At 68.1% G+C, this 24,311-nt stretch carries 24 protein-coding genes and 1 tRNA gene; 18 read left to right on the top strand and 7 right to left on the bottom strand.

Translation table 11 applies throughout. The features are described from left to right. Positions 1-87 precede the first annotated feature (87 nt). The 4 genes from ITJ49_RS08840 to ITJ49_RS08825 form a co-directional block, all read right to left on the bottom strand. On the bottom strand, positions 88-756 hold the full coding sequence (locus ITJ49_RS08840; protein WP_194604185.1) for a pyridoxal 5'-phosphate synthase: 669 nt from the start codon (positions 754-756) through the stop codon (positions 88-90). A 157-nt stretch (positions 757-913) separates the two neighbouring features. Next, positions 914-988 (bottom strand) — tRNA-Arg (locus tag ITJ49_RS08835). A gap of 197 nt (positions 989-1,185) precedes the next feature. After that, positions 1,186-1,401, bottom strand: coding sequence for a hypothetical protein (locus tag ITJ49_RS08830; RefSeq protein WP_123944763.1), 216 nt, complete (start codon positions 1,399-1,401; stop codon positions 1,186-1,188). Between the two features lie 153 nt (positions 1,402-1,554). After that, positions 1,555-2,394, bottom strand: a complete 840-nt coding sequence (locus ITJ49_RS08825; RefSeq protein ID WP_370544435.1) for a DMT family transporter — start codon at positions 2,392-2,394, stop codon at positions 1,555-1,557. Between the two features lie 224 nt (positions 2,395-2,618). Between ITJ49_RS08825 and ITJ49_RS17875 the strand changes: the two genes are divergently transcribed. From ITJ49_RS17875 to ITJ49_RS08805, 4 genes are all read left to right on the top strand, one after another. Beyond that, a complete protein-coding gene (locus ITJ49_RS17875; RefSeq protein WP_194604180.1) occupies positions 2,619-4,589 on the top strand; it encodes a TPM domain-containing protein in 1,971 nt (656 codons plus the stop codon). A 122-nt stretch (positions 4,590-4,711) separates the two neighbouring features. After that, positions 4,712-5,470, top strand: coding sequence for a PspA/IM30 family protein (locus ITJ49_RS08815; RefSeq protein WP_194604177.1), 759 nt, complete (start codon positions 4,712-4,714; stop codon positions 5,468-5,470). A 64-nt stretch (positions 5,471-5,534) separates the two neighbouring features. After that, complete coding sequence (locus tag ITJ49_RS08810) at positions 5,535-6,362, top strand: arginase family protein (RefSeq protein WP_194604174.1); 828 nt, start codon at positions 5,535-5,537, stop codon at positions 6,360-6,362. A gap of 98 nt (positions 6,363-6,460) precedes the next feature. Then, the gene (locus ITJ49_RS08805) at positions 6,461-7,291 is read left to right on the top strand and encodes a crotonase/enoyl-CoA hydratase family protein (protein ID WP_194604171.1); all 831 of its coding nucleotides are present in this window, start codon (positions 6,461-6,463) and stop codon (positions 7,289-7,291) included. Positions 7,292-7,390: 99 nt separating this feature from the next. Here ITJ49_RS08805 and ITJ49_RS08800 read toward each other — a convergent pair whose 3' ends face one another. Beyond that, positions 7,391-7,564 (bottom strand): CsbD family protein, encoded by a 174-nt coding sequence (locus ITJ49_RS08800; protein ID WP_084815897.1) that lies wholly within the window; start codon positions 7,562-7,564, stop codon positions 7,391-7,393. 136 nt (positions 7,565-7,700) lie between these two features. Between ITJ49_RS08800 and ITJ49_RS08795 the strand changes: the two genes are divergently transcribed. The 8 genes from ITJ49_RS08795 (at position 7,701) to ITJ49_RS08760 (ending at position 15,399) form a co-directional block, all read left to right on the top strand. Continuing rightward, a complete protein-coding gene (locus ITJ49_RS08795) occupies positions 7,701-9,104 on the top strand; it encodes an NAD(P)/FAD-dependent oxidoreductase (RefSeq protein ID WP_194604168.1) in 1,404 nt (467 codons plus the stop codon). Positions 9,105-9,110: 6 nt separating this feature from the next. Then, a complete protein-coding gene (locus ITJ49_RS08790) occupies positions 9,111-9,467 on the top strand; it encodes a Fe-S oxidoreductase (protein WP_194604165.1) in 357 nt (118 codons plus the stop codon). Continuing rightward, the gene (locus ITJ49_RS08785; protein WP_194604162.1) at positions 9,464-10,309 is read left to right on the top strand and encodes an SDR family NAD(P)-dependent oxidoreductase; all 846 of its coding nucleotides are present in this window, start codon (positions 9,464-9,466) and stop codon (positions 10,307-10,309) included. The genes ITJ49_RS08790 and ITJ49_RS08785 overlap by 4 nt, the downstream gene beginning before the upstream one ends. 629 nt (positions 10,310-10,938) lie before the next feature. Then, a complete protein-coding gene (locus tag ITJ49_RS08780; protein WP_194604159.1) occupies positions 10,939-11,352 on the top strand; it encodes a hypothetical protein in 414 nt (137 codons plus the stop codon). An 86-nt stretch (positions 11,353-11,438) separates the two neighbouring features. After that, complete coding sequence (locus ITJ49_RS08775; protein ID WP_194604156.1) at positions 11,439-12,407, top strand: siderophore-interacting protein; 969 nt, start codon at positions 11,439-11,441, stop codon at positions 12,405-12,407. A 21-nt stretch (positions 12,408-12,428) separates the two neighbouring features. Then, positions 12,429-13,487, top strand: coding sequence for a FecCD family ABC transporter permease (locus ITJ49_RS08770; RefSeq protein WP_370544434.1), 1,059 nt, complete (start codon positions 12,429-12,431; stop codon positions 13,485-13,487). Next, positions 13,484-14,575: a FecCD family ABC transporter permease gene (locus ITJ49_RS08765; protein WP_370544433.1), complete on the top strand. Its 1,092-nt coding sequence runs from the start codon at positions 13,484-13,486 to the stop codon at positions 14,573-14,575. The genes ITJ49_RS08770 and ITJ49_RS08765 overlap by 4 nt, the downstream gene beginning before the upstream one ends. Continuing rightward, positions 14,575-15,399 (top strand): ABC transporter ATP-binding protein, encoded by an 825-nt coding sequence (locus ITJ49_RS08760; RefSeq protein WP_194604153.1) that lies wholly within the window; start codon positions 14,575-14,577, stop codon positions 15,397-15,399. Before ITJ49_RS08765 ends, ITJ49_RS08760 begins: the two co-directional genes overlap by 1 nt. Positions 15,400-15,513: 114 nt before the next feature. Here the strand turns inward: ITJ49_RS08760 and ITJ49_RS08755 are convergent, their stop codons facing one another. Beyond that, positions 15,514-15,939, bottom strand: coding sequence for an SIP domain-containing protein (locus tag ITJ49_RS08755; RefSeq protein WP_194604150.1), 426 nt, complete (start codon positions 15,937-15,939; stop codon positions 15,514-15,516). 232 nt (positions 15,940-16,171) lie between these two features. On the opposite strand from ITJ49_RS08755, the gene ITJ49_RS08750 reads away from it, so the two are divergent. The 5 genes from ITJ49_RS08750 to ITJ49_RS08730 are packed head-to-tail and all read left to right on the top strand — an operon-like array spanning position 16,172 to position 21,170. Further along, on the top strand, positions 16,172-17,695 hold the full coding sequence (locus tag ITJ49_RS08750; protein ID WP_194604147.1) for an ABC transporter substrate-binding protein: 1,524 nt from the start codon (positions 16,172-16,174) through the stop codon (positions 17,693-17,695). Positions 17,696-17,702: 7 nt separating this feature from the next. Beyond that, entirely contained in the window at positions 17,703-18,656 is a 954-nt protein-coding gene (locus tag ITJ49_RS08745) for an ABC transporter permease (protein WP_194604144.1), read from the top strand. 5 nt (positions 18,657-18,661) lie between these two features. Continuing rightward, a complete protein-coding gene (locus ITJ49_RS08740) occupies positions 18,662-19,573 on the top strand; it encodes an ABC transporter permease (RefSeq protein ID WP_370544432.1) in 912 nt (303 codons plus the stop codon). Beyond that, on the top strand, positions 19,570-20,361 hold the full coding sequence (locus tag ITJ49_RS08735; protein ID WP_194604141.1) for an ABC transporter ATP-binding protein: 792 nt from the start codon (positions 19,570-19,572) through the stop codon (positions 20,359-20,361). The genes ITJ49_RS08740 and ITJ49_RS08735 overlap by 4 nt, the downstream gene beginning before the upstream one ends. Next, positions 20,358-21,170: an ATP-binding cassette domain-containing protein gene (locus ITJ49_RS08730; protein ID WP_370544431.1), complete on the top strand. Its 813-nt coding sequence runs from the start codon at positions 20,358-20,360 to the stop codon at positions 21,168-21,170. Before ITJ49_RS08735 ends, ITJ49_RS08730 begins: the two co-directional genes overlap by 4 nt. A 386-nt stretch (positions 21,171-21,556) precedes the next feature. Here the strand turns inward: ITJ49_RS08730 and ITJ49_RS08725 are convergent, their stop codons facing one another. Then, complete coding sequence (locus ITJ49_RS08725) at positions 21,557-22,984, bottom strand: amidase (RefSeq protein WP_194604138.1); 1,428 nt, start codon at positions 22,982-22,984, stop codon at positions 21,557-21,559. Positions 22,985-23,160: 176 nt separating this feature from the next. On the opposite strand from ITJ49_RS08725, the gene ITJ49_RS08720 reads away from it, so the two are divergent. Next, positions 23,161-24,297: a hypothetical protein gene (locus ITJ49_RS08720; protein ID WP_194604136.1), complete on the top strand. Its 1,137-nt coding sequence runs from the start codon at positions 23,161-23,163 to the stop codon at positions 24,295-24,297. Positions 24,298-24,311 lie beyond the last annotated feature (14 nt).

The following is a 24,311-nucleotide window of genomic DNA, read 5'->3' as shown; positions in this document are numbered from 1 at the left end:
GTACCCGGCCGGATCCGCATGACTTCGTTGCCGCTCGCCCGTTTTTCCTTCAAATTCGGAACGGCCCTGGCTGGCAGAGGGGGCGGCTCAGGGCCAGAGGCGGCTGCGGGTCCAGGTCGTGGGCGCGGTCCGGTCGTAGCGCACTCGTACCTGGTCGCGTCCCGTCGTCGCCTGCCAGAACTCGATGCAGGTCGGCACCACCCGGAAGGCCGTCCAGTCGTCGGGGGCGAACTCGTCGTCGTCGGCGATGCGGGCCTTTGCGGCGTCGAGAGCCTGCTGGGCTTTGTCGTCGTCGTCGACGGGGGTGCTCTGCGGCATGGCAATGGCGACCGCGCGCGAGTCGGGGTGTCTCGCGGTGAAGTCGGCGACCGACGTCTCGCGAGGGCCGGGGCCGGCATCGCCCAGGATCCTGACCTGCCGCCCCTGCTCCCGCCAGTACAGAGTCAATGCGACCCGGGGGTTCTCGCGGATCTGCCGCCCCTTCGGGCTCAGCGATGAGCTGGCGAACCAGAACGCGTCGTCGACGTCTTTCAGCAGGAGGGTTCGGGCGCTGACCGTCCCGGCGTGGTCGACGGTCGAGAGCGTCATCGCCTGCGGTTCGGTCACGCCCCCCTCGACTGCCGTCTCGAGCCAGTCGACGAACAGGTCCATCGGCGATTCGGGAACGGATTCAGGATCCAGCCCGGCCACATCAGGGGAAGACTTCTTGGCCCTTTTGAGCAGCTGGCGAATGGAGGGGGTGTCGTCGGTGGTCATGCGTCGAGCCAACACCCTCGCGGTTGGCAAGCGCTGCGTGGAGGAACGACCCGCATGGCCTGGCTAGCGCCGCGTGGCGGAACGACACGCGCGAACAAGCACGCACCGCTTCGTCGCTGGGAGTGAGCGCCAGCGAACAAACACCGAGAACACGAGGTGGTGCCCCCAGCTGGATTCGAACCAGCGCCCCTGCCTCCGGAGGGCAGTGCTCTATCCCCTGAGCTATGGGGGCCAGGAGCGTGGACAACGTTAGCAGTTCCGGGGCGGGCACTCGCGCACCGGGCGCCGATTTGCGAGCGATCCGGGCTCCCAGCACCATCGGCCTCGGCGCGTCGAGGCGAATCGCTCGCAAATTGGCGCGGCCCGGGGTTAAACGACGAACGACCCGCCGCCGAAGCGAGGGCCGTTCGTGGGGTAGAGCGATTCAGATCAGCTGTACGTCAGAGCGATCACGGCGACGTCGAGGCTCCCGTAGGCACCCTCGGCTCGTGTCGCACTGCGAACTCGACCCCGAAGCACTTCGAAGCGACCATCGTTCTCCCGAATGAATCCGATGACTCCGGCTGTCGGCGTCGACACCCGGCTGTACCCCTCGCCGAGCGGAACTACCTCGGCGGATGATGTGCGTTCCAGAACAGCTCCCATGGTGTTCCCTTCAACAACGTTGTCCGTCCCGTGTTCTGCAGGACCGTCTATGGCTAAGGCTACTCCCGAGCCGGGGTACACAGCTCTACGGATCTCCACGGAAAACGCTGTGTATGGGCGGGATTCGGGTGACAATTCGCGCTGGGCACTCCGTCAAGGGCTGGTTGGGGGCGGGACCGGTGGCCCGACTCGCCTCACGGTGAGGGTGACGCCGACGCTGGCAATCGTCACGAGCGCGATCGCCACTATCTCACGCGGAGTGAGGGCCTGCCCGATGACGGCGAAACCGGCCAGGGCCGCCACTGCCGGGCCGAGGCTCGACAGCACGCCGAACACGCGAGTGGGCAGCGCCCGAAGGGCGATCATCTCGAGCGCGTAGGGCAGGGCCGAGGTGAGCACGGCGACCCCGATGAAGATCGGAACGAGACGAGGATCCGAGGCAATGGCCGTCGCGGCTCGACCCGCGCCGAAGGGAATGACGACGACTGCAGCCACGACGACCGCCACCACGAGTCCGTCGATTCCCGCGATAGCTTTGCCGGCGCGACTGTTGGCGACGATGTAGAGGGCCCAGAAGGCGGCGGCGCCGAAGGCCAGCACGACTCCCCCGAGAGCGACGCTGCCCGAGGAGCCGAGCCCCAGCAGCAGCACGCCGCAGAAGGCGATGAGCGCCCATGCGGCGTCGCGGATCCTGCGCGTCTGCACGAGGGCGAGCACGAGCGGCCCGGTGAACTCGAGCGTGACCGCGACTCCCAGCGGGATCCGGTCGAGGGCAAGGTAGATGAGCGAGTTCATGCCCGCGAGGGCGATCCCGAGCACGATCGCCGCCAGCCACTGCGTGCCCGACCAGTGCCGAACTCGAGGCCGGACGACGATCAAAAGGATGACCGCCGCGAAGCCCAGACGAAGGGCTGCCGCGCCGGTCGGGCCCACCTCGTCGAAGTGGGTGCGCGCCACCGCGCTGCCGAATTGGACGGAAAAAATCGCGGTCACCGCGAGCAGTGGAGCGGGTACGCGGGGCACCTGTCAATTAACGCATACCGGCGTCGGGGGGCGTCGCTAGACTCCGAAAAGCGGCATGTTTACAACGAAGTGACTGCCCGCGCACGGCTCTTTTCGTGTGCCGGGCGGTCTGACCCACGGGGAGTCACGTGTTCGGTACCACCAGCAGCAGCACCGGTCTTCGTCTCGGTCGGGGTCGTCGTACCGGCCGTTTAGTGCCCTTGGTCGCTGTCGGCCTCGTGCTCGGCGTGTTCGGTGTAGCACTGGGCCCGGCCCTCGCGGCTGAGGCGACCGCTCCGGTCGACTTCAACGGCGCCTACGTCGTCGACGAGGCCGGGGTGCTCAGCTCCGCCGATACCAGCGAGATCACGGCGGCCGTCGACAAGCTGCAGGCCGACACGGGCATCAACCTACTCGTCGCCTTCGTGCCCGAGTTCACCAGCCCCACCGACCGCGTCGAATGGGGGGCCGCAACAGCGCAGCAGAACTCCCTCGGAGAGAACGACATCCTGCTGTCGGTCGCGGTCGACGACAAGCTCTATGACGTCTCGAAAGACTCCAATTCGACCCTGACTGATGCAAAGCTCGGCGACATCGAGACCAATGACCTCGTGCCCCAGCTCCGAAGCGGCGAGTGGGCCGCAGCCGCCGTTGCGATGGCGAATGGCATCGACAAATCGGAAGGCCCAGCCGATCTCAGCTGGATCCCAATTGCGCTCCTCATCGTTGTGCTTGTTATCGCCGCCATCGTGGTCTTCGTGCTGATTCGTCGTCGACGGTCAGCCAAGGCCCTCGGCGCGAAGCAGCAGGCCGAGCAGACGGCCCTCGACCGGCGCGCCGGCGACCTGCTCGTCGGTATCGACGATCAGATCACCCAGGCGTCGCAGGAGGTCGGTTTCGCGGCGGCCCAGTTCGGCGACTCGGCGGCCCAGCCGTTCGCCGAGGCGGTGCAGTCGGCCAAGGCCAAGGCGGCGCAGGCGTTCGAGCTGCGACAGAAGCTCGACGACGAGGTGCCCGACACTCCGGAGCAGAAGCGCGAGTGGACCACACAGATCATCGAGCTCTGTGAAAGCGCCCACGCCGACATCGAGGCGCAGTCGGCGGCGTACGACAAGCTCCGTGCCTCGGAGGCGACCGTCACCGAAGACACCGCGCGACTCCGCACCGACGCCGCGGCACTCCGGGATCGTGCCCAGGCAGCCGAGACGACGCTGTCCGCGCTCTCGACGACGTACAGCGCCCGCGCCGTCTCGAGCATCGCCGGCAACCCCGATCAGGCCGACCGCCTGCTCGAGTTCGTCGCCGACACCGCAACCAAGGCCGAGGCATCCATCGCTGCCGGCAACCCCGGTGAGGCCGTCGGCTCGGTGCAGGCCGGCCGGCAGGCACTCGCCCAGATCGACCAGCTGCTCACAGCGATCGACACCGCCGGCGAGACGTTGCGAACGGCACAGTCGACCATTGATGCTGCCAGCGCCGACCTGCGATCCGACCTCCAGCTGGCCGCCACGGTGCCTAATGGCCCGACGAGCTCCGCTGTCGACCTGCCCGGAGCGGTCGCCGACGTCAAGGAGGCTCTCGGCTACGCCGAGGCGACTCGTGACGACCCTCTTGCCGTGCTCGATCGACTTACGACGGCGAACACCCGAATCGACGCGGCCATGGCGCAGATCCGTGAGACCGCGGTCGCGCAGCAGCGGGTGCAGGCCACTCTCGACCAGGCTCTCCTCGCCGCCCGCAGCCAGGTCAGCGCCGCCCGAGACTTCATCGAGACCCGGCGCGGTGCAATCAGCGCCGGGCCGCGAACCCGACTCTCGGAGGCCGAGCGTCACCTGTCGAGTGCGGTCTCGCAGGCACCCGCCAACCCACAGGCAGCCGTGGCGGAGGCGCAACAGGCCTCCGCGATGGCCGACGCGGCAGTGAGAGACGCCGACGCCGAGGTCGGCAGCTATCAGCAGGGCATGCTGGGCGGAGGCGGAGGCCTCCTCGGCGGTCGCGGCGGCGGCGGAGCCAACCTCGGCGGCATCCTCACGGGCGTGATCATCGGCGGGCTGCTGAACGGTGGCGGCGGCGGGTTCGGGGGCGGCGGGTTCGGCGGAGGCGGCGGCGGCTTTGGCGGGGGTGGTGGCGGCTTCGGCGGAGGCGGCGGCGGCGGCGGCCGCGAATCCAGCGGAGGTCGCTTCTGACCGGGCGCCCACACTCCCGGCACCGACAGACCACACACTCCCAGACCCAGCACTGCCAAAAGTAAAGCAAGCGACACTACAAACGGCCTCGCGATCGCGAGGCACCACGAAAGGGAACCAGGATGGCAAAGCAGTCGATCTTCGGGCGCATCGCGCAGCTCACGAAGGCCAACATCAACAACCTCATCGACCAGGCTGAAGATCCCAAGCTGATGCTTGACCAGCTCGTTCGCGACTACACGAACAGCATCGCCGACGCGAAGAGCGCCGTCGCCGAGACCATCGGCAACCTGCGTCTCCTCGAGCAGGATCACACCGAAGACGTCGAAGCGGCTGCCAACTGGGGCACGAAGGCCCTCGCCGCCAGCAAAAAGGGCGACGAGCTCCGCACCTCGGGCAACTCGACCGAAGCCGACAAGTTCGACAACCTCGCCAAGGTCGCCATCGGGCGCCAGATGTCGGCAGAGAGAGAGGCCAAAGACGCCGAGCCCACCATCGCGCAGCAGACGGAGGTCGTGGCCAAGCTCAAGACCGGCCTCACGCAGATGGAAGAGAAGCTCCGCGACCTGAGCAACAAGCGCAACGAGCTCGTGGCTCGCTCGAAGATGGCCGAAGCACAGGGCAAGGTCAACGACGCTATCGGCAGCATCAACGTGATGGATCCCACCAGCGACCTGGGGCGGTTCGAAGACAAGATCCGTCGCGAAGAGGCGAAGGTGATGGGCCAACAAGAGCTGCAGGCGTCGAGCCTCGACGCGCAGTTCGAGAGCCTCGACGACCTCGGCGCCGAGACTGAGGTGGAGGCGCGACTCGCGCAGCTCAAGCTCGGTGGTGGCGCCGCCCCGGTCGAGCACTGGGAGAGCAAGCCGCTCGGATCCTGAATTTCTCTGTGCCTCGGTCGAGCCGGACTCGGCTCGTCCGAGGGCACCGTGCCACACTGGCCGCATGAGGTTCGTCGCAGTTCCGCAATGGCAGGGTTCACCGTCGTCGCGAGCCATGAGGCTGGTCGATGGAGCGAACGCCATCCTCGGCGATCTGCCCGCCAAAGTCACGTCGGTGATCGAGGTACCGCCCGGTGCTGGCGACGGTGTGGGCACGAGCATCCACCGTCTCTCGGCCGTGTCCGCGGTCGCTCGGGCTCTCGCCGACGAGCTCTCCCGTAGCGACGACCCAGCGTTGGTCGTGGGCGGTGACTGCGGCATCGAATTCGCCGCGGTGCGCACCGTTCTCCGTGACGACACCGCGGTGGTCTGGTTCGACGCCCACCCCGACGTGCACTCGCCCGAGACGAGCGAAAGCGGAGCGTTCAGCGGGATGGTGCTCGGGGCACTACTCGGTCGCGCCGACATCGAGCTCGCCTCGATCGGGATCGATCCGCCGCGCGTGCAACTCTCGGCCGATCGAGTCGTGCTCGCGGGCGCCCGAAGCTTCGACGAGGCCGAAGACTCCTACGTCGAGGCCACCGGCATGCGTTCCGTCGGCGCGTTCGACCTGGTCCCCGAGGAGGTCGTCGAGGCTGTCGCTGCCACCGGTGCGACCTCCGTCTACATCCACGTCGACCTCGACGTGCTCGACCCCGCTGCCTTCGCCGGACTCCTCGACCCACAACCGTTCGGCCTCGAGCCAGCAACGCTGATCGCAACTATCCAGGCACTTCGGGCCCGATTCGACCTGGTGGGGGCGGGCATCTGCTCGTTCGCGCCGGCGAACGACGACGCTGCCGCCGACGACATGAGCACGATTCTGCGGGTGATCGGCGCGATCGCCCGCTGATCGGGCCCTCAGCCCACGAAACCGGCCGAACTGGGCCCAGAAGTGCCAGAAATGCCCGGATTCGTAGGCTGACGGATCGGTGATCCTACGATGAGGGCATGAGCCCCGCCTCCAAATCCAAGGCCGCCATCGCGGCCCTTCCCGACGATCGCCCGCGCGTCAGCGTCGAACGCGACGGTCACGTCCTCCTCATCGGCCTCGACCGCGAGGAGAAGCGCAACGCCGCCGACCTTCGCATGCTTCGCGAGCTGAGCCTCGCCTTCGGGCTGCTCGACCGCGATCCCGACCTCTGGTGCGGCCTGGTCTTCGCGCACGGGGAGCATTTCACCGCCGGTCTCGACCTCGGCGACGTCGCGCGAGCAGTCACGGCCGACGGGCTCGACATCGTTCCCGAAGGGGGCCTGCACCCGTGGCAGGTCGATGGCACGCAGCTCACGAAGCCGCTGGTGATGGCCGTTCAGGGCACCTGTCTGACGCTCGGCGTCGAGCTCGCCCTGGTGAGTGACATCGTGATCTCGGCGAAGAACGCGCGCTTCGGCCAGATGGAGGTGCGGCGCGGAATCCTGCCGTTCGGCGGCGCGACCACACGGTTTCCGGCGCGGGTCGGATGGGGCAACGCCATGCGCTGGATGCTCACCGGCGAGACCTTCGACGCGAAAGAGGCGCTCCGCATCGGCCTGGTGCAAGAGGTCGTGTTCAACGATCAGGTTTACAACCGCGCGATCGACATCGCTCACCGGGTCGCGGCCCAAGCACCCCTCGCCGTGCAGGCAACGCTCGCCAACGCCAAGCTCGCCGGCCGGGAAGGCGAGGAAGCAGCCCACGCCGCGCTGCAGGGTGAGCTCGTTCGGCTGATGGCGACCGACGACTCGAAGCTCGGGATGACGTCGTTCCAGAACCGGGGGGAAGCGGAGTTCACGGGGCGGTAGAGCAGAGGATCCGCGGATCCTCGTGGTCATTCGGCCGAGACGCACGAAAGCCCGCCGCCGCGCTTGGCGGGACGGGCTTTCGTGAGGGGGAGCTAGATGTCAGCTCTTGAAGACGTCTTTCACGTCTTCGCCGGTCTTCTTCACTGAAGCGGAGGCCTGGTCTTTGTGACCCTCAGCTTCGAGGTTCTCATTGTTGGTCTTGTCGCCGATGACCTCTTTGGCCTTGCCGGCGATGTCTTGTGCTGCGTTCTGGATCTTGTCTCCGAGTGCCATGAGTGCCTCCTCGTAGCGATGAATTGACACGGGTCCGCGTCTGAAATGGAAAGTACTCCCTGTCCCCCATGCCGCTCTCAGCGAATACTCCGGGATGACGCGCGCGGGGTCGACGGCGGGGCGATACGTTCGTGTCATGACCACTACCTACGACCTCATCGTGATCGGAGCCGGCGCGGTCGGCGAGAACGTGGCGGACTACGCCACGCGCAATGGCCTCAAGGTCGCCCTCGTCGAAGCCGAGCTCGTCGGCGGTGAGTGCTCCTACTGGGCGTGCATGCCGTCGAAGGCCCTGCTCATGAGCTCGACCGTGCTCGACGCCGCCAAGGCAGTCGGCGGCGCCCGCGAGGCCGTCACCGGCGAAGTCGACGTGCAGGCCGTCCTGAACCGCCGCAACTCGTTCACTAGCAACTGGGACGACTCGTCACAGGCCGACTGGGTGTCGGGAGCCGGCATCGATCTGATCCGCGGGCACGCGACCATCACGGGCGTGAAGGAGGTCACCGTCGACGGCACCGTTTACACGGCCACGCACGCCGTCGCCGCGGTCACCGGGTCGAGCGCCCTGCTCCCCGACATCGCCGGTCTCGCCGAGGCGAAGCCCTGGACGAGCCGCGAGGCGACCAGCCAGCAGAGCATTCCCCAGAGCCTGATGATCATCGGCGGCGGGGTCGTCGCTGTCGAGATGGCGACGGCGTACCAGCAGCTTGGAGCCAAGGTGACGATCGCCTCGCGCAGCGGCCTCCTGGGCGGCCAAGAGCCCTTCGCCGGCGAGTTCGTCGCCGAAGCGCTGACGGCTCTCGGCGCAAACGTCCGGTTGAACACATCGCCCACCGGCGTCGTGCGCACCGAGCACGGCCTGGTCGAGACCACCCTCGACTCGGGTGACGTCGTCATCACTGACGAGATCCTCGTCGCGACCGGCCGAGTCCCCCGCACCTCCGACCTCGGCCTCGAGAACGTCGGCCTGACACCGGGCGACTGGCTCGAGGTCGACGACACCCTTCTCGTGCACGGCACCGACTGGCTCTACGCGGTCGGCGACGTCAACCACCGCGCACTCCTCACCCACCAGGGCAAGTACCAGGCGCGCGCTGCCGGCGAGGTCATCGCGGCCCGCGCGAAAGGAACCGACCTGCACACCGAGCCGTGGGGTGCTCACGTGGCGACGGCCGACAATGCCGCCGTGCCGCAGGTCACTTTCACCAGCCCCGAGGTGGCGAGCGTCGGTCTGACCGCCGACGCCGCCGGCAAGCAGGGCATCGACGTCAAGGTGATCGACTACGACCTCGCGGGCGTCGCCGGCTCGGCATTGAAGTCGGACAGTTACAAGGGTCAGGCGCGCCTCGTTATCGACGAGTCGCGCGAGGTCATCGTCGGCGCCACCTTTGTCGGCCCCGAGGTCTCCGACCTGCTGCACGCCGCGACCATCGCCGTCGTCGGCGAGGTGCCGATCGACCGCCTCTGGCACGCCGTCCCCTCGTACCCGACGGTCAGTGAGGTCTGGCTCCGACTTCTCGACACGTACGGGCGCCCGTAGCCCGCGATGAAGAACCCTCTGCTCGACTCTTCGGTCTCTCGCGCGGGAGCTGCGTTCGCCACGGCGGTCGGGCTCGCCGTGGGCGTGCCGTTGAGCACCGGGCGGGTGCGGGTCGAGGGCGACCTCATCGTCTGCCGGGGCCTGCCCCGCTGGGCATTCCGGCGCGGGGGCACCTGCATCGGCCGGGTGTACCTGACCCGAGACAACGATGGCCCCGACGTGCTCGAGCACGAGGCCGTTCACGTCGCCCAGTGGCGTCGATACGGAATGCTCATGCCGCTCCTGTACGCGATCGCGGGACAGGATCCACGCAAGAACCGATTCGAGGTCGAAGCCGGTCTCGAGAAGGGCGGCTACCAATGACTTCAGGATCCGCGCACGACCCCCGCACCATCATCATCACCGGCGCCTCAAGCGGAATCGGCAAGATGGCCGCGGTCGCCCTCGCCGCGGGCGGTGCGACCGTTGCGGTCGTCGGCCGGAACCCCGAACGCACGCGGGCTGTCGCCGAGGAAGTCGGCGGCATCGCCTACGTCTGCGACTTCGACCGACTCGACGCCGTGCGCGAGCTTGCGCAGAAGCTGCTCGACGCTCACCCGCGCATCGACGCACTGGCGAACAACGCTGGCGGGCTGGTCAGCCAGAGGGCGGTGACCGCCGACGGCTTCGAGCGCACGCTGCAGTCGAACCATCTCGCGCCGTTCTTGCTGACTCGTCTGCTGCTGCCCCGGATCCTCGAGTCCGATGGTCGAGTGATCTCGACCTCCAGTGCCGCGAACATCTTCGGGCGCGTTCGACTCGACGACCTGAACTGGAGCAAACGCCCCTGGCTCGGCGGCTGGGGCGCCTACGGCACGAGCAAGCTGCTGACCAACATGTTCATCTCGCAGTTGGCTGCGCGATCGCGGGTGAAGGCGTTCGCGTTCCACCCCGGAATCGTGACGACGTCGTTCGGCATGAACTCGGCCACGATGCGCGTCGTCAGTTCGGTCACCAACGGTCATTACGGCATCTCGGCGGACGCCGGCGCCGTCCCGCTCATTCAGCTGGCCGGGCCGACGACGATCGGCGTTCCGAGCGGCACATACTTCGATCAGCTGAAGCCGTTCGGCCGTCAGGCGCCGCAGGCGAAGAACACGATGCTCGCCGAAGTGGTGTGGGAGCGGACGTCGGGCATGGTCGGCCTGCCGGCGTCGCTCAACTGAGCCGCGCTAGCCCTTCGTGGGCGCCGAGAGTACGCAAATGGCCCTTCCGCCGGTGGTGAGGGGCCATTTTCGTACTCTCGGCGATCGCGCCCGCTGATGCCGGCCCGGGATCGGCCGGGGCCGGCATGAACCGGACCGGCCCGGCCGGGGTCGACCTCTTCCCAAGCTTGATTGATTCCAGAGTCAAGCGTGAACAGCCGTCTAGGAACCTCGGGGCGCATTTGACTCTGGAGTCAATTAGGAAAAAGGAAACCCTCGCCGAGTCCATCCACCTTGGTGGCTCAACCCCTCGGAACCAACGATGCACGTCTCGTTGTGTGAATGGCTAATACGATACTTTGGTACGACCGATCGCCAATACGAAAGAGGCACATCGTGCTTTTGTCACCACCTGGCCGAGACGGTATATCGGGCTCATGAGCTGGACCAGCCGCCTCCGGCGCAATTTGATTCCAGCGCGCCAGAAGCCCGCCGGGGCTGGCCGAATAGCAATCAGTACTGACGCTGACGAGCTTCGACGACGAGGTCGAGACGAGCTCGGCGTTCCCGACCTTCCGACCCTCGAACAGACTGAGCGGTGGCTACGAAGCCTCGGGGCCCAGGACGTCGAAATCGACGTATCGGGATTCATGGACGAGCACGTCGACCGAGACCTCGTCGTGGCAACGCTGACGATTCTCGACGCCGACCTCATGCGCCGTCGGGCCCTGCCAGAAGAGATCGATCGCCTCGAATGGGACGAACCCTTTGATCCGCTGGAATACGGGCGAGAGAACGAAGCCGAAACCCGCTTCGCTCACGAACTCGCCTTTCCTCGTCTCCTCATCTTTCTGGAACGGATGCCCGACGACGCCACTCGTCTCGGCAACTACCGGGTCTACGGCCCGGGCCAGTGGCTCCGAGACTCCCTGTGGGCTGCGACCGGAGTCGTACCGAGAGATACCGCGAACAGCGAGAACGATCTTTTCGGAGACGCCTGCGTTCTCGAAGGCCGTGCACGGTTTGCATCGAAACCGATCCCGGGTTGGCAGCCCCTCTCCTGAAGGCGAGTACCCGCCAACCTCGCAAATCCCTCCAGATCGAGACAGGTCGTTCGGTTCCGTTAGGTAAGGCATGCCATAGTTAGGGTGTGCTTACCTCTGAGACGAACCGACCGGCCCCGGCTCGACCAGCCACTGCCCGACCGGCCCCGGCCCGCCCCGCACATCGGTCGTTCCGTGTCTCCGTCAAGCGGGTCAGGCGCCTCAGCCCGAGCTTCGTGCGCATCACGTTCACCGGTGACGAGCTCGGCGACTTCGGCGACGAGGGCCTCGACCAGCGCATCAAGATCGTGCTGCCTCTGCCCGAGTCGGGGTACGACACGTTCCCCAACGATGACGACTGGTACGGCGCCTGGCGACAACTGCCCGACGACGCCCGGCACCCGCTCCGCACCTACACGGCGCGCGCCATTCGCCCGGCCGAGCGCGAGGTCGACGTCGATTTCGTCTCCCACGGCGATACCGGGCCGGCCTCGGCGTGGGCGAATCATGCGAGCGTCGGCGACGACATGATGCTCATCGGCCCCGACGGGACAAGCGGATGGTCGGGATCCGGCATCGAGTGGAAGCCCGCCGGAGCCGCAACGACGCTTCTGGCCGGAGACGAAACCGCCGTGCCGGCCATCGCAGCGATCTTGAACCAGCTGCCGAGCGACGCCCAGGGGTGCGTGTTTCTCGAAGTGCCCACCACGGCCGACGCTCTCGACCTCGTCAAGCCCGACGGCGTCCACGTCGAGTGGCTCGATCGCGAGGCCGACCCGGCGGCGCACGGAACCAAGCTCATCGACGCCGTCCGCAACTGGACGAGCCGTTACCTCACGGCCACACACCACGGCAAAGCGATCGACCCGGCCACGCTCAAAGACGTCGACATCGACCACGACATCCTCTGGGAGGTGCCGGAGGGCCGCGACCTCTCCGGCCAGTTCTACGCGTGGCTTGCCGGTGAAGCCCAAGCGATCAAGACGCTCCGCCGCTTCCTGGTCAGCGAGGTCGGCATCGACCGCAGTCAGGTGGCCTTCATGGGGTACTGGCGCGTCGGCAAGTCGGAGAACTGATGCACCCGACAAGCACGACCCGTGGCTGAGGCCACGACCACCCCACGCACCGGCCTGAGCTCGCGAGAAACATCCGCACGTCGCCCGAGGCCGAGTGCTGCTCGTCTGGCACCGGGTCTCGCTCTCGCCGCCGGGATCCTCGCCCTCGTCCTTCTCCTCAGCGTCGCCGTGGGCACGTACTACGTGCCGCTCCCCCGCGTGTGGCAGGCGCTCGTCGACCCCGGCACGAGTTACGCCGACACGGTGGTGCAGTCGAGGATCCCGCGGACCGTCCTCGGCCTCCTCGCCGGAGCCGCACTCGCCGTCTCCGGGGTCATCGTTCAGGGCCTCACGCGCAACCCGCTCGGCGATCCGGGCCTCCTCGGCGTCAACGTGGGCGCCGCCGCGGCGATCGTCACCGGCATCGCTTTCTTCGATGTCGGCACCGGCTCCGAGCGGGTGTGGCTTGCTCTTCCCGGCGCCCTGGTCGCGGTGGTCGCCGTCTATGCGCTCGGCTCCAGCCGGCGAGGAACCACTCCGGTCAAGCTCGTCCTGGCCGGTGCCGTTATCACCGCGATCCTCAGCGCGTATATCCAGGCGATCACGCTCACCCACCCGAATGCCTTCAACAGTTACCGGTTCTGGGTGCTCGGCTCTCTGGCCGGGCGCGACGCCCAGTTGATCGGGCAGACGCTCCCCTACCTCGTCGCCGGGTTCGCGCTCGCAGCCCTGCTGCCGGGATCCTTGAATGCGCTCGCCCTCGGCGACGACACCGCGACGTCGCTCGGCGCGAAGGTCGGCCGCACCCGCATCCTCGGGGGTCTCGCAGCCGCCCTGCTGTGTGCCGGTGCAACCGCCGCCGTCGGCCCGATCGCGTTCATCGGGCTCGCTGTGCCGCACATCGTCCGCAGCTTCACGGGCGGCGACCACCGCTGGCTCCTCCCCTTCTCGGCGCTGCTCGGGCCCGCGATGCTGCTGCTGGCCGACATCGTCGGCCGCGTCATCGCGAGCCCGCAGGAACTCGAGGTCGGCGTCGTGACCGCGTTCCTCGGCGCTCCGGTGCTGCTGTGGGCCGTCCGCAGGATCCGAGGGCGCGAGTGAGCGCCGAGGGGTCGCGGCCGGGGATCACCTCGGACGCCGCTCTGAGCTCGACCGCGACGAGGCGACCGGTCGTCCGCGTCGGATCCTGGTTGAGCCTGACGTATCGGCGTCGGTCGCTCGTCGTGGGAGGAATCCTCGCCCTCGGCGTTCTGCTGCTCGCCCTCCTGACGCTCACCCTCGGCACCCTCGGCATTTCGCTGATCGAGCTTCCCGCCGCGATCGCGAGCCCTGAACCGGGCCGCACCGAGTTCGTCCTCAATATCCTCCGGGGCCCGCGTCTCGTGACCGCGATCGGCACCGGTGCGGCCCTCGGCGTCGCGGGGGCGCTGTTCCAGACAGTGACACGGAATCCGCTCGGGAGCCCGGACGTGATCGGGCTCGGTGCGGGAGCAAGCGCCGGTGCCGCCTTCTTCGGCTTGCTGCTGCCGGGGATCCTGCCCGTACCCGCCGGGGCACTCGCGGGAGCACTGGTCGCGATGGGCCTCGTGTGGCTCGGCACCGGGCGGGGCTTCTCGTCGCCCGGCCGGATGATCCTCGTCGGCATCGCCGTCTCGGCCATGGCCGTCGCCTTCGTGCAGTACGTCACCACGCGCGTCAATCAGCAGGAGGCGACGACCCTCGCCGCCTACATCAGCGGCACGCTCGCTGACCGCGACTGGGGCGATGCGACCGAGATCTGGGTCGCCGTCATCGTGCTCGTTCCCTTCGCACTGCTTCTCGGCCGTCGCCTCGACCTGGTCGAGATGGGAGACGACCTCGCCGATTCGCTCGGGGGCCGGTCATCGCTGACCCGCACGCTCGTCGTACTCGTGGCTATCGGTCTCGGCACGGCAGCCGTGGCCGCGACGGGTCCGATCTCGTTCGTCGCTCTGACCGCACCGCAGGTCGCCCGACGGCTCGCGAAGGCACCGGGGGCCGGGATCCTGCTCTCCGCGCTCTTCGGCGCTGTCATCCTCATGGCGGCCGATCTGCTCGTGCAGCAGTCGCCGTTCGGCGCGCAACTACCGGTCGGGCTCCTCACGGCGATGGTGGGCGGCGTCTATCTCGGATATCTACTGCTCCGCGAATGGAAGAAAGGGACCATCTGATGTCCGCTGCCCCCTCTGCTCCCGCTACCGGTGCCGCGCCGAGTTCGCTCACCGCCACCGGCCTCCGGCTCGCCTACGACGACCGGGTGATTGTCGACGGTCTTGACTTCGCCGTTCCGGCCGGGGAGCTCACCGTAATCATCGGCCCGAACGCGTGTGGCAAGTCGACGCTGCTCAAGGCCCTCGCCCGCACGCTGAAGCCCTCGGCCGGGCAGGTGTCGCTCGACGGCAAGCCGCTCTCGTCGTACCGCAGCAAAGACATCGCCAAGCGGCTCGGCATGTTGCCGCAGAGCCCGATCGCCCCCGAAGCGATCACCGTGCGCGACCTCGTCGGTCGAGGGCGGTTTCCGCACCAGGGGGTGTTCCGGCAGTGGTCGGTCTCAGACGAGGCGGCCTGTGACCGGGCGATGGAGTCGACCGGGGTGGCCGAGCTCGCCGACCGGCAGGTCGCCGAGCTGTCGGGAGGCCAGCGGCAGCGCGCCTGGATCGCAATGGCGCTGGCGCAAGAGACGGAGCTGCTGCTGCTCGACGAGCCGACCACCTTCCTCGACATCGCCCACCAGTACGAGGTGCTCGAGCTCGCTGCACGTCTGCACCGGGAGGGCCGCACGCTCGTGGTGGTGCTGCACGACCTCAACCAGGCCGCACGCTATGCGACCCACCTCGTCGTCATGAAGGAAGGGGCGATCGTCGCCCAGGGTGCTCCGGGCGAGATCGTGACGGCGCAGCTCGTCGACGAGGTGTTCGGATTGCCGTGCCAGATCATCGACGACCCTCAGTCGCACACGCCGATGGTGGTGCCACTGGCGGCTGCGGGGCGCTGACAGGGCCGCAAATTCGAGAGCGATCCCGGCAGCGAGAGGCATCTGGCCCGGCGTGTCGCCGCGGATCGCTCTCAAATTGCCCGCGGGCGGCTGAGCGAGGATCCGCGGCAGACGTTACAGAGCCGGCGCGGGGCTGGCGAACATCTCGCCGAGGTCGTGCCGGAGGTCGTAGGCGAACGAGGCGGGGCCGCCGATCCAGAACACGTAGTCGCTGGTGACGAGTGACTCGGAGTCGACGAAGAACTCCCCCACCCAAGCCCGAACGGCGCGGTCGAGGGCCATGCCGGATAGGCAGCGTTCGCCGGTGCCGGGCCGTCCGCTGCGACGCGACCGGTCGAGCCACGAGATCGCGACGCGACCGGGAGCGGTGATGGGCACGATCTCAGACGCGTCAGCGACCTCGATGAACACCTGGCCTCGCGCACAGATCGGGAGCACCTCGAGCATCGTCTGAATGTCGTCGATCGACGACGTGTCGCCGGCGAAGAGGACGCGCGTGGCCGACGGCTGGAGCTCGGGGGTGCGGTGTGCGAGGTACATGAGTCCTTCCAATATAGGTAAGGCTTGCCTATTCCGCCAGCGCACCCGCCGGGCAGTGGCCGCATTCTCTCGATGCCGTGGTAATTTCTCTTCTGGCCGACGGTTCAGCAGTGATCTTCGGCGGGGGCGATCTTCCGTTCAGCAGCGACGGAATGGTCCGCATCGACAACGTGTTCATTAGCAACAGGTGTCTCCCGGCGTCCACATCCGCTCCGAAAGGTCTGCCTCACTGATGAGCTCTGCTCGCATCCGTACCACCCGCGCCCGTCTTCTCGCCGCCACCGCCCTGGCGGCCACCTCCGCCCTCATCCTTGCGGGCTGCACCGCAGGATCCGCGCCGAACGGCACCGGCACCCCCGATACATCCGCCACCGTCACCGTCGGCCTCGTACTCGAGCCCACCGACCTCGACATCCGCACCACCGCCGGCATCGCCCTCGATCAGGTGCTGATCGACAACGTCTACCAGGGCCTCGTCGGGCGAACCTCGACCAACAAGATCGTCGACGTGCTCGCCAAGAGCCACACCGTCTCGTCCGACGGCCTCACCTACACGTTCCCCTTGCAGACTGGCGTGAGCTTCGGTGACGGGAAGGTCATGACCCCGGCCGACGTCGTCTGGTCGCTCGAGCAGGTCAAGAAGACGAAGACGTTCGTCAATTCGGCCGATCTCGCGAAGGTGAAAACCATCTCGGCGAGCGGCGACACGATCACACTGAAGCTCTCGCAGCCCGACTCGAACCTGCTCTGGGCCCTCTCCGGCCGCGCCGGGCTGGTGCTCGAGAAGGCCGCGACGAACGATCTCAAGACGACCGCGAACGGCACGGGCCCGTACAAGCTGACGACGTGGAAGCAGGGCGACAGCATCGCTCTCACCCGCAACGGCGAATACTGGGGCACCAAGGCCAAGGTCGCGGGCGTGACGTTCCGCTACTACACCAGCCCCTCGGCCGCCATCAACGCGGTCATCTCGGGCGACGTCGACGTGCAGACCGCAGTCGACGCGACACTCAAGTCGCAGCTCACCGGGGTCGAGGGCATCAGCCTCAAATCGGGCAAGACCACCGACAAATACACGCTGGCCTTCAACAACAGGGTCAAGCCGTTCACCGACATCCGGGTGCGCCAGGCGATCCGCGAGGCGATCGACAGCAAGGCGCTGATCGCTGCCCTCGGCGGCTCGGGTGTCACCCAGGGCGGTCCGATTCCCGCCCTCGACCCCGGCTACGAAGACCTCTCGAGCGTCGACGCCTACAACCCCGACAACGCCAAAAAGCTGCTCAAGGCGGCCGGCGCGGAGAACCTCACGCTCGACCTCACCTACGCCAACTTCTACCCCGCGGCTATCGGCGACGTGCTCACCTCCGATCTGAAGAAGGTCGGCATCACGCTGAACGTCAAGCAGACCGACTTCACCACCTGGATCAACAATGTGCTCGTCGACCACGACTACGAGCTGAGCATCGTCAACCACGCCGAGTCGCACGACTTCGGAAACTGGGCGAACCCCAAGTACTACTTCGGGTACGACAACAAGAAGGTGCAGCAGCTCTACTCCGAATCGCTCTCGGCGACCGACGAGGCCACCGCCGCAGACAAGCTGAAGCAGGCAGCGAAGATCGTTGCGAACGACGCACCCGCCGATTGGCTCTACACCGCGACGACCCTGACGGCCGTGCACGACGGCATCACGGGGTTCCCGACGTCGTCGACCTCCGCCCGCCTCGACCTGGCCGACCTGGCGAAGTCCGAGTGACCGGCCGGTGATCCGGTTCGTCCTGTCGCGACTGGTGCTGCTGGTCGTCGGCCTCGCCGCAGCCAGCGCGCTGATCTTCTTCACGCTGCGGCTGCTGACGGGCGACGTCGCGCAGGTGATCGCCGGCACGCAGGGCACTGCCGAACAGATCGCCGCTATCCGGTCGTCCCTCGGGCTCGACCGGCCGCTGCCTGTTCAGTACGCCGACTGGATCCTCGGCCTGCTGCACGGCGACCTCGGACGCTCAATCGTGACCGGCTCGTCGGTGGCGTCGCAGCTCGGCCAGAAGCTCGCCGTCACGCTGCCTCTCGCCGGGCTCTCGCTGGTGATCGGACTCGTCGTGGGCATCCCCCTCGGCGTCGTGTCGGCGATCCGGCACCGGCGCCCGAGCGGCACGGCGATCTCGGTCGTCGCTCAGGCCATCGCGGCGATCCCCGCGGTCTGGGGCGGCATGATCCTGATCGCCGTGTTCGCGGTCACGCTGAAGCTGCTTCCGACGCAGGGGTTTCCGAGCGACGGCTGGCAGGATCCGGCCCGCGCCCTGCGCAGCCTCCTCCTGCCGGCCCTCACGATCGGGCTGATCGAGGGCGCCGTCCTGCTCCGCTTCACCCGATCGGCCACTCTCGGTGCCCTCGACGAGGACTACGTCCGAACGGCCGCGTCGAAGGGTATGACCCGGACGCAGGCCGTCGTGCGGCACGGTCTGCCCAACGTGCTGCTCAGCGTCGTGTCGGTGCTCGGCGTCCAGCTGGCAGCGCTGCTCGTCGGCGCCGTGCTCGTCGAACAGCTCTTCGCGCTCCCGGGGGTCGGCCGGATGCTCGTCTCCGACGTCGGCGTGCGCGACCTCCCGAAGGTCCAGGGCGAGCTGCTCGCGCTGACGGGCCTCGTGCTGATTCTCGGGTTCGTCGTCGACCTGGTGCACCGCGCCGTCGATCCGCGACTGCGGGAGCCGGGCGAGTGAGCGGCGTGGAGACTGTGGAAGAGGCCCGCTCAACCGGGCGCCGCACGCGCCGGGCGCCGTGGTTGGCCAAACTGCTGCGCCGGCCCGCCGGTGTCGCGGCGGGAGCCTGGATCCTCGTGCTCGTCGTCTCGGCGGTCGTCTCGTCGTTCTGGACTCCGCACGACCCGTTCGAGGCCGACCCAGCGTCGATGTGGCAGACCCCGTCGGGGGCGCACCTGTTCGGGACCGACGGCATCGGCCGCGACATCTTCAGCTACGTCTTCGCCGCGAGTCGCACGACAGTGCTCGTCGCGGTCTCGGCCGGGCTCCTCGCCACGGTCGTCGGCGTCGGGTTGTCGGCCCTCGGCTCGCTCACGGCCCGGTGGGTACGAGAGTCGATGGCCGTCGTGATCGACATCCTGATCGCCTTCCCGACGATCCTCATCGCGATGCTGCTCTCGTCGATCCTCGGCGGGTCGCTCCTCGTCGTCGTCACCGCCGTCGGGATCGGCTACGGCGTAAATATCGCGCGGGTGTCGCGCGCCGAGATCCGTCGCGTGGGGCGCACCGACTACGTGCTCGCCGCGCGGGCGAGCGGAGTCGGACCGGCCGGGATCCTCGGCCGCCACATCCTGCCGAACGTCGCTCCGGTGTTCATCGTGCAGTTGTCGCTCGCCATGGCGACGTCGATTCTGGCGGAGGCCGGGCTGTCGTATCTCGGTTACGGCGCCTCCGCGTCGACCGCCTCGTGGGGCCGCCTGCTGAACGACCTGCAGGTGTACATCGCGATCCACCCGGGCAGCGTCGTCTGGCCGGGGCTCGCGATCACCCTCACCGTACTGGCGTTCAATCTGCTCGGCGACGCGATCCGCGAGGTCGGCGATCCGCGACTCCGCACCGCCTCGAACCGTGCCGACCGGCGGAGGAACCACTCATGAGCCTCATCGTCACCGGCCTCACCGTCACCATCGGCGGTCGCACCGTCGTCGACGACCTCTCGTTCACGGTCGCCGACGGGGAGCGCTTCGGTCTCATCGGCGAATCAGGATCCGGCAAATCGCTCACCATCCTCTCGCTGCTGGGCCTCGCCCCCGAGGCCGCCCACGTCACCGGAAGCGCCGTTCTCGACGGCACCGAGTTGATCGGCCTCCCCGAGAAGGAGCTCGCGACCATCCGCGGCGACCGGGTCGGCATGGTGTTCCAAGATCCGCAGTCGGCGCTCAACCCGCTCCACCGTATCGGGCGACAGATCGTCGAGCCGCTGCGTCTGCACGCGGGTATGAACGAGCGGCTGTCAAAGGCCGAGCTGCGCGAGCGGGCCATCGAGGCGGTGCGCGAGGTCGGGCTGCCGGATCCTGAATCCCTCGTCGATGCGTACCCGCACCAGCTCTCGGGTGGGCAACGACAGCGAGTCGGAATCGCGATCGCGCTGGCCTGCCGACCGGGTCTGCTGCTCGCCGACGAGCCGACCACCGCACTCGACGTGACGACGCAGGCCGAGATTCTCGCCCTGTTCGAGCGACTCGTCTCGTCGCGAGGCACGTCGCTCGTCTTCGTCACGCACGACCTCGCAGTCCTGTCGCAGATTGCCGGCGACGTGGCGGTGCTCTCGGCCGGGCACGTGGTCGAACGGGGCCCGGTCGCCACGCTGCTCGAAGCTCCGACGCACCCGGTGACCAAGGGTCTCGTCGCCGCCGCCCGCGCTACGACCTGGAGCGCCTCGTGACCGCGCCGTCGCCGGGCCTCGGCGGCGCGTCGCCCCTGCTCGTCGGCTCAAAGATCGGCCGGGACTTCACGCTGCCCCGCCAGTCGCTCTTCACGCCGGGCGCCACCCGGCACGCCGTCGTCGACGCGTCGCTCTCCGTCGGCGCGTCGGAGAGCGTCGGGCTGATTGGCGAATCGGGGTCGGGTAAATCGACGCTGGTGCGGATCCTTCTGGCCCTCGCCCCCGCATCCGCGGGAACCGTCAGCTTCGACGGATGCCCCGTCACACCGGGGCGGGCTGCCTCGCTGCGGTGGTTCCGCAGGCAGACGGGTGTCGTGCTCCAGGATCCGTATGCGTCGCTCGACCCCCGCATGACCGTCGAGGCCATCGTCGGCGAACCCCTCCGCGCCCTCGACATCGCCGGATCGCATCGCTCGCTCATCACGGCCATGCTCGACCGGGTCGGGTTGTCAGCGTCGATGCTCGACCGCTACCCGCACGAGTTCTCCGGAGGTCAACGGCAGCGGATCGCCCTCGCCCGCGCCCTCGTCCACTCGCCTCGGCTGCTGGTCGGCGACGAGCCGCTCAGCGCCCTCGACGTGACGGTTCGCGCGCAGATCCTCGAACTTCTGGCGACCCTCCGCGACGAGATGGGTCTGTCGCTGCTGATCGTGTCGCACGACATCGGACTCGTCGACCACCTGTGCGACCGAGTAGCGGTGATGCAGGCGGGGCGGATTGTCGAACAGGGCGCGACGTCGGCTGTGCTGCGCTCGCCCGAGCACGCCTACACGCGGCGCTTGATCGCGTCGGTGCCGACGCTGCCCTGAGCCGCCAAGGCCGCGCGGGCTGCGCTGGCTGCGGGGTCGCGCTGCCTGCGGGGTCGCACGAATCGGCCAAGGTCACAGCGCCGCGGCACGCGATGACGGCCGATTCGCGCGAGGTTGCGTGCTGCGGTTGTTGCTCGTGTGGCGGCTGCTGCGAGGTGTCGCTCGGCGGTCCGCCGGATGGCGGCCTGGGAGCGGCCTCTCTTTTTTCCTCACTGACTCCAGGGTCAAATGCACCCCGAGGGCAACCAGCTGGCCGACCCCGCTCACTTGACTCCAGAATCAATCAAGGAAAAAGAAAGTCCCCTCCCCCGTGGATGAGGGATACAACTCCGCGCAAGCCCGCCAGCCTCCCCCGCGCCGACCCCACCGTTGCAGGGCCACGCACATCACCACTGCGGCGGGTGCCGCCTCTGCCACTTCAACCGCCGCTCGAGCTGCGCCCCGATCGCGAGCAACACGTCTTCGCGGCCCGGCCGCCCGATCAATTGCACGCCCACCGGAAGACCGTCGACCTCGTGCACCGGAAGCGAGATGGCCGGCAGCCCGGCGACGTTGACGAACGACGTGAACGGCGCGTACTGGCACTGCTGCTCGAAGTTCCGTTCGGCGTCGACCGCGTCGTACCAGCCGTTCGGGCGCGGCGGCAGAGCGAGTGTCGGAGTCAGCACCGCATCGAACCCCGAGAAGGCGTCGATAACCGTGCGCTCGTAGGCCGTCAGACCTGCCAGAGCCGAGGCGAGGTCGAACGCCGACAGGGCACGCCCCTGCAGCACCAGCCAGCGCGTGATCGGCTCGAGCAGGTCGAGGTCGTCGCCGAATGCCGGGATTGTCGACGCACCGGCCTTCCACAAGACTGTGAAGAGCCGCCCGTAATCGGCCACCGGAACGCGCACACCATCGGGCTCGACCTCGTGACCGACTGCGGCGAGGTGCTCCATCGTGAGGCTCATCGCGGCGAGCACCGACGGGTCGAGACCGATGTCGAAGGTGTCGTCCCAAGGGCTCGTGGTGGTGGTCGCGATCCGGAACCGTCCTTCGCCGCGCACCGCCGCGGCGAGGTAGGAGAACTCCTCGCTCGGCGCAGCCCGCACCGCGTAGAGGTCACGCGGGGGCCTCGAGTCCGGCGACACCATGGCGTCGAGCAGCATTCCGGCATCGGCGACCGTGCGGGCCAGTGGGCCTCCCACGGCGAGACCGCCGAGGCTCGTGAGTCCGGACTGCGTGGGCACCCGTCCGCGCGAGGGTTTCAGCCCGACCAGGCCCGTGGCCGACGCCGGGATGCGGATGGAACCTCCGCCGTCGGATCCTGGTGCAAACGGAACAAGGCCGGCAGCAACCGCGGCAGCCGACCCTCCGCTCGACCCACCGGCGTTGAGCGACAGGTCGTAGGGGGTGCTCGTCGACCGGCCGATTAGCGACTCGGTGTACGCCGTCAGCCCGAACTCCGGGGTGGCCGTCTTGCCGAGACCGACCGTTCCGGCCGTGTCGAGAGCATCGACGATCGGTGATGACGTCTCGGCCACTCGACCCCTCGAGAGCCGCGAGCCTGCCCACGTCGGAACGCCGCGGCGGTCGACAAGGTCTTTATCGGCGAGCGGCAGACCCCAGAGCGGAGCCGCCGTGCTTCCTTCTCGGTCGAGTGCGTCGGCCCGGGCGCGTGCGAGGTCGGCCGTGACAGTGACGAAGGATCCGACCGAGGCGTCGATCCGCTCGACGCGCTCCAGGTAGTGATCCGTGAGCTCGCGCACGCTGACGTCGCCGCGCCGCAGCCAGTCGTACTGCTCGTGCGCGCTGAGATGGTGGAGTTCGAACATCGATCACGAGCCTAGAGGCCCCGGGTCACTTGCAATGTTCTGCGAACTCCCAGGTACGAATCGACCGAGCCGGGCGTACTCTGAAGTCACTTTCGGGGTCAACCACCCTGAACGCAGCCCAGCTGCACCAAGAGAGCCAACCACTCTCACTCGATCGACCATGAAGGTGATCGCCCGTGGATCAGACGGTGCGGTGCTCGTCAGAGCACTCGACGGACGGAGTCGCGGCCAGCGGAATCAACCGCTCGGCCCGCACCCCGGTCGCCGTCGTGCGCCTTCTGCTTCTTTCCGGCCTCGTCGGTCTCGCCCTCGTGGTCATCTCCTTCTTCCTGGGGTCAGGTCAGGCTCATGCCGCCGCCCCCGCCGCTCCCGCATCGCAGCCCGGCTCGGATTCCAGCCTTGTCGGATCCCTCTCGAAGACCGTCGAGAAGGTCGCGGCACCTGTGTCGACCACGGTCAGCGGAACGGCCAAGACCGCCGGCAGCACCGTCGGTGGCGTGACGAAGACCGTCGAGAAGGCCACCGCCCCGGTTGCGCCGGTGCACAAGGTGGTTTCCGCAGTTGTTCCGGTCGTGCCGAAGGCCGTCGCTCAGGTGGCCGCCACCAAGCCGGTCGCCCACGTCGTGGCCCCAGTAGCCACTACCGCCGACAAGGTCGTCGACACAGTGACGCAGGTGGCGCCCCCTGTTGCTGCGGTGACAGGAAAATCCCCGGTCAGCACGGTCACGAAGCCGGTCGCCGACACCGTCGACTCAGCCGTCTCCGACCTCTCCGACGGTGTCTCACACCCGACGACGCCGATCATCCCGCCGGGCGTCACGTCACCTCCCGTTCCCCACGTCCCGCCCGTCGTGACCTCGAATCCGACCCACGCCGTCCTCGGCGGCGACCCGGTCGCGAGTGTCTCCGAGTCGGCTTCCGCATCTGCGACCACTAACGCCGAAAAGGCTCATTCCGCCGCGACTACCATCGAGGTGACCTGGGGCACAGCCGCTCCTCGCAGCGCCTCTCTCCTCCCGGTGGCAGCCACCTCGGTGACGGGCGTCTCGATTACTGGATCGACCATGTCGGATCCTGCCGTTCCGACCCCGGCGCACTCTCCCGCCGACCAGCCCGCTCCCGGGCCGGTACCGGCTGCCCCTGCGGGCATGAATGGATCGGCATCGTCGGGCGGCTCCGGATCCGCCGGCGCGATCGCGTTGACCGCCGACTTCGGCTACTTCCCTAAGCTTTCCCTGCTCTCCTCCGGCACGAGTGAACGCGACGCCGTTCCGCTCTCGCCCACCTACGACTCCGACACGACACCCGACTGACGGGCTGCTCGCCC

Source organism: Frondihabitans sp. VKM Ac-2883 (genome assembly GCF_015350875.1).
Lineage (GTDB): Bacteria > Actinomycetota > Actinomycetes > Actinomycetales > Microbacteriaceae > Frondihabitans.
This window is presented reverse-complemented; position numbering and strand designations above follow the sequence as displayed.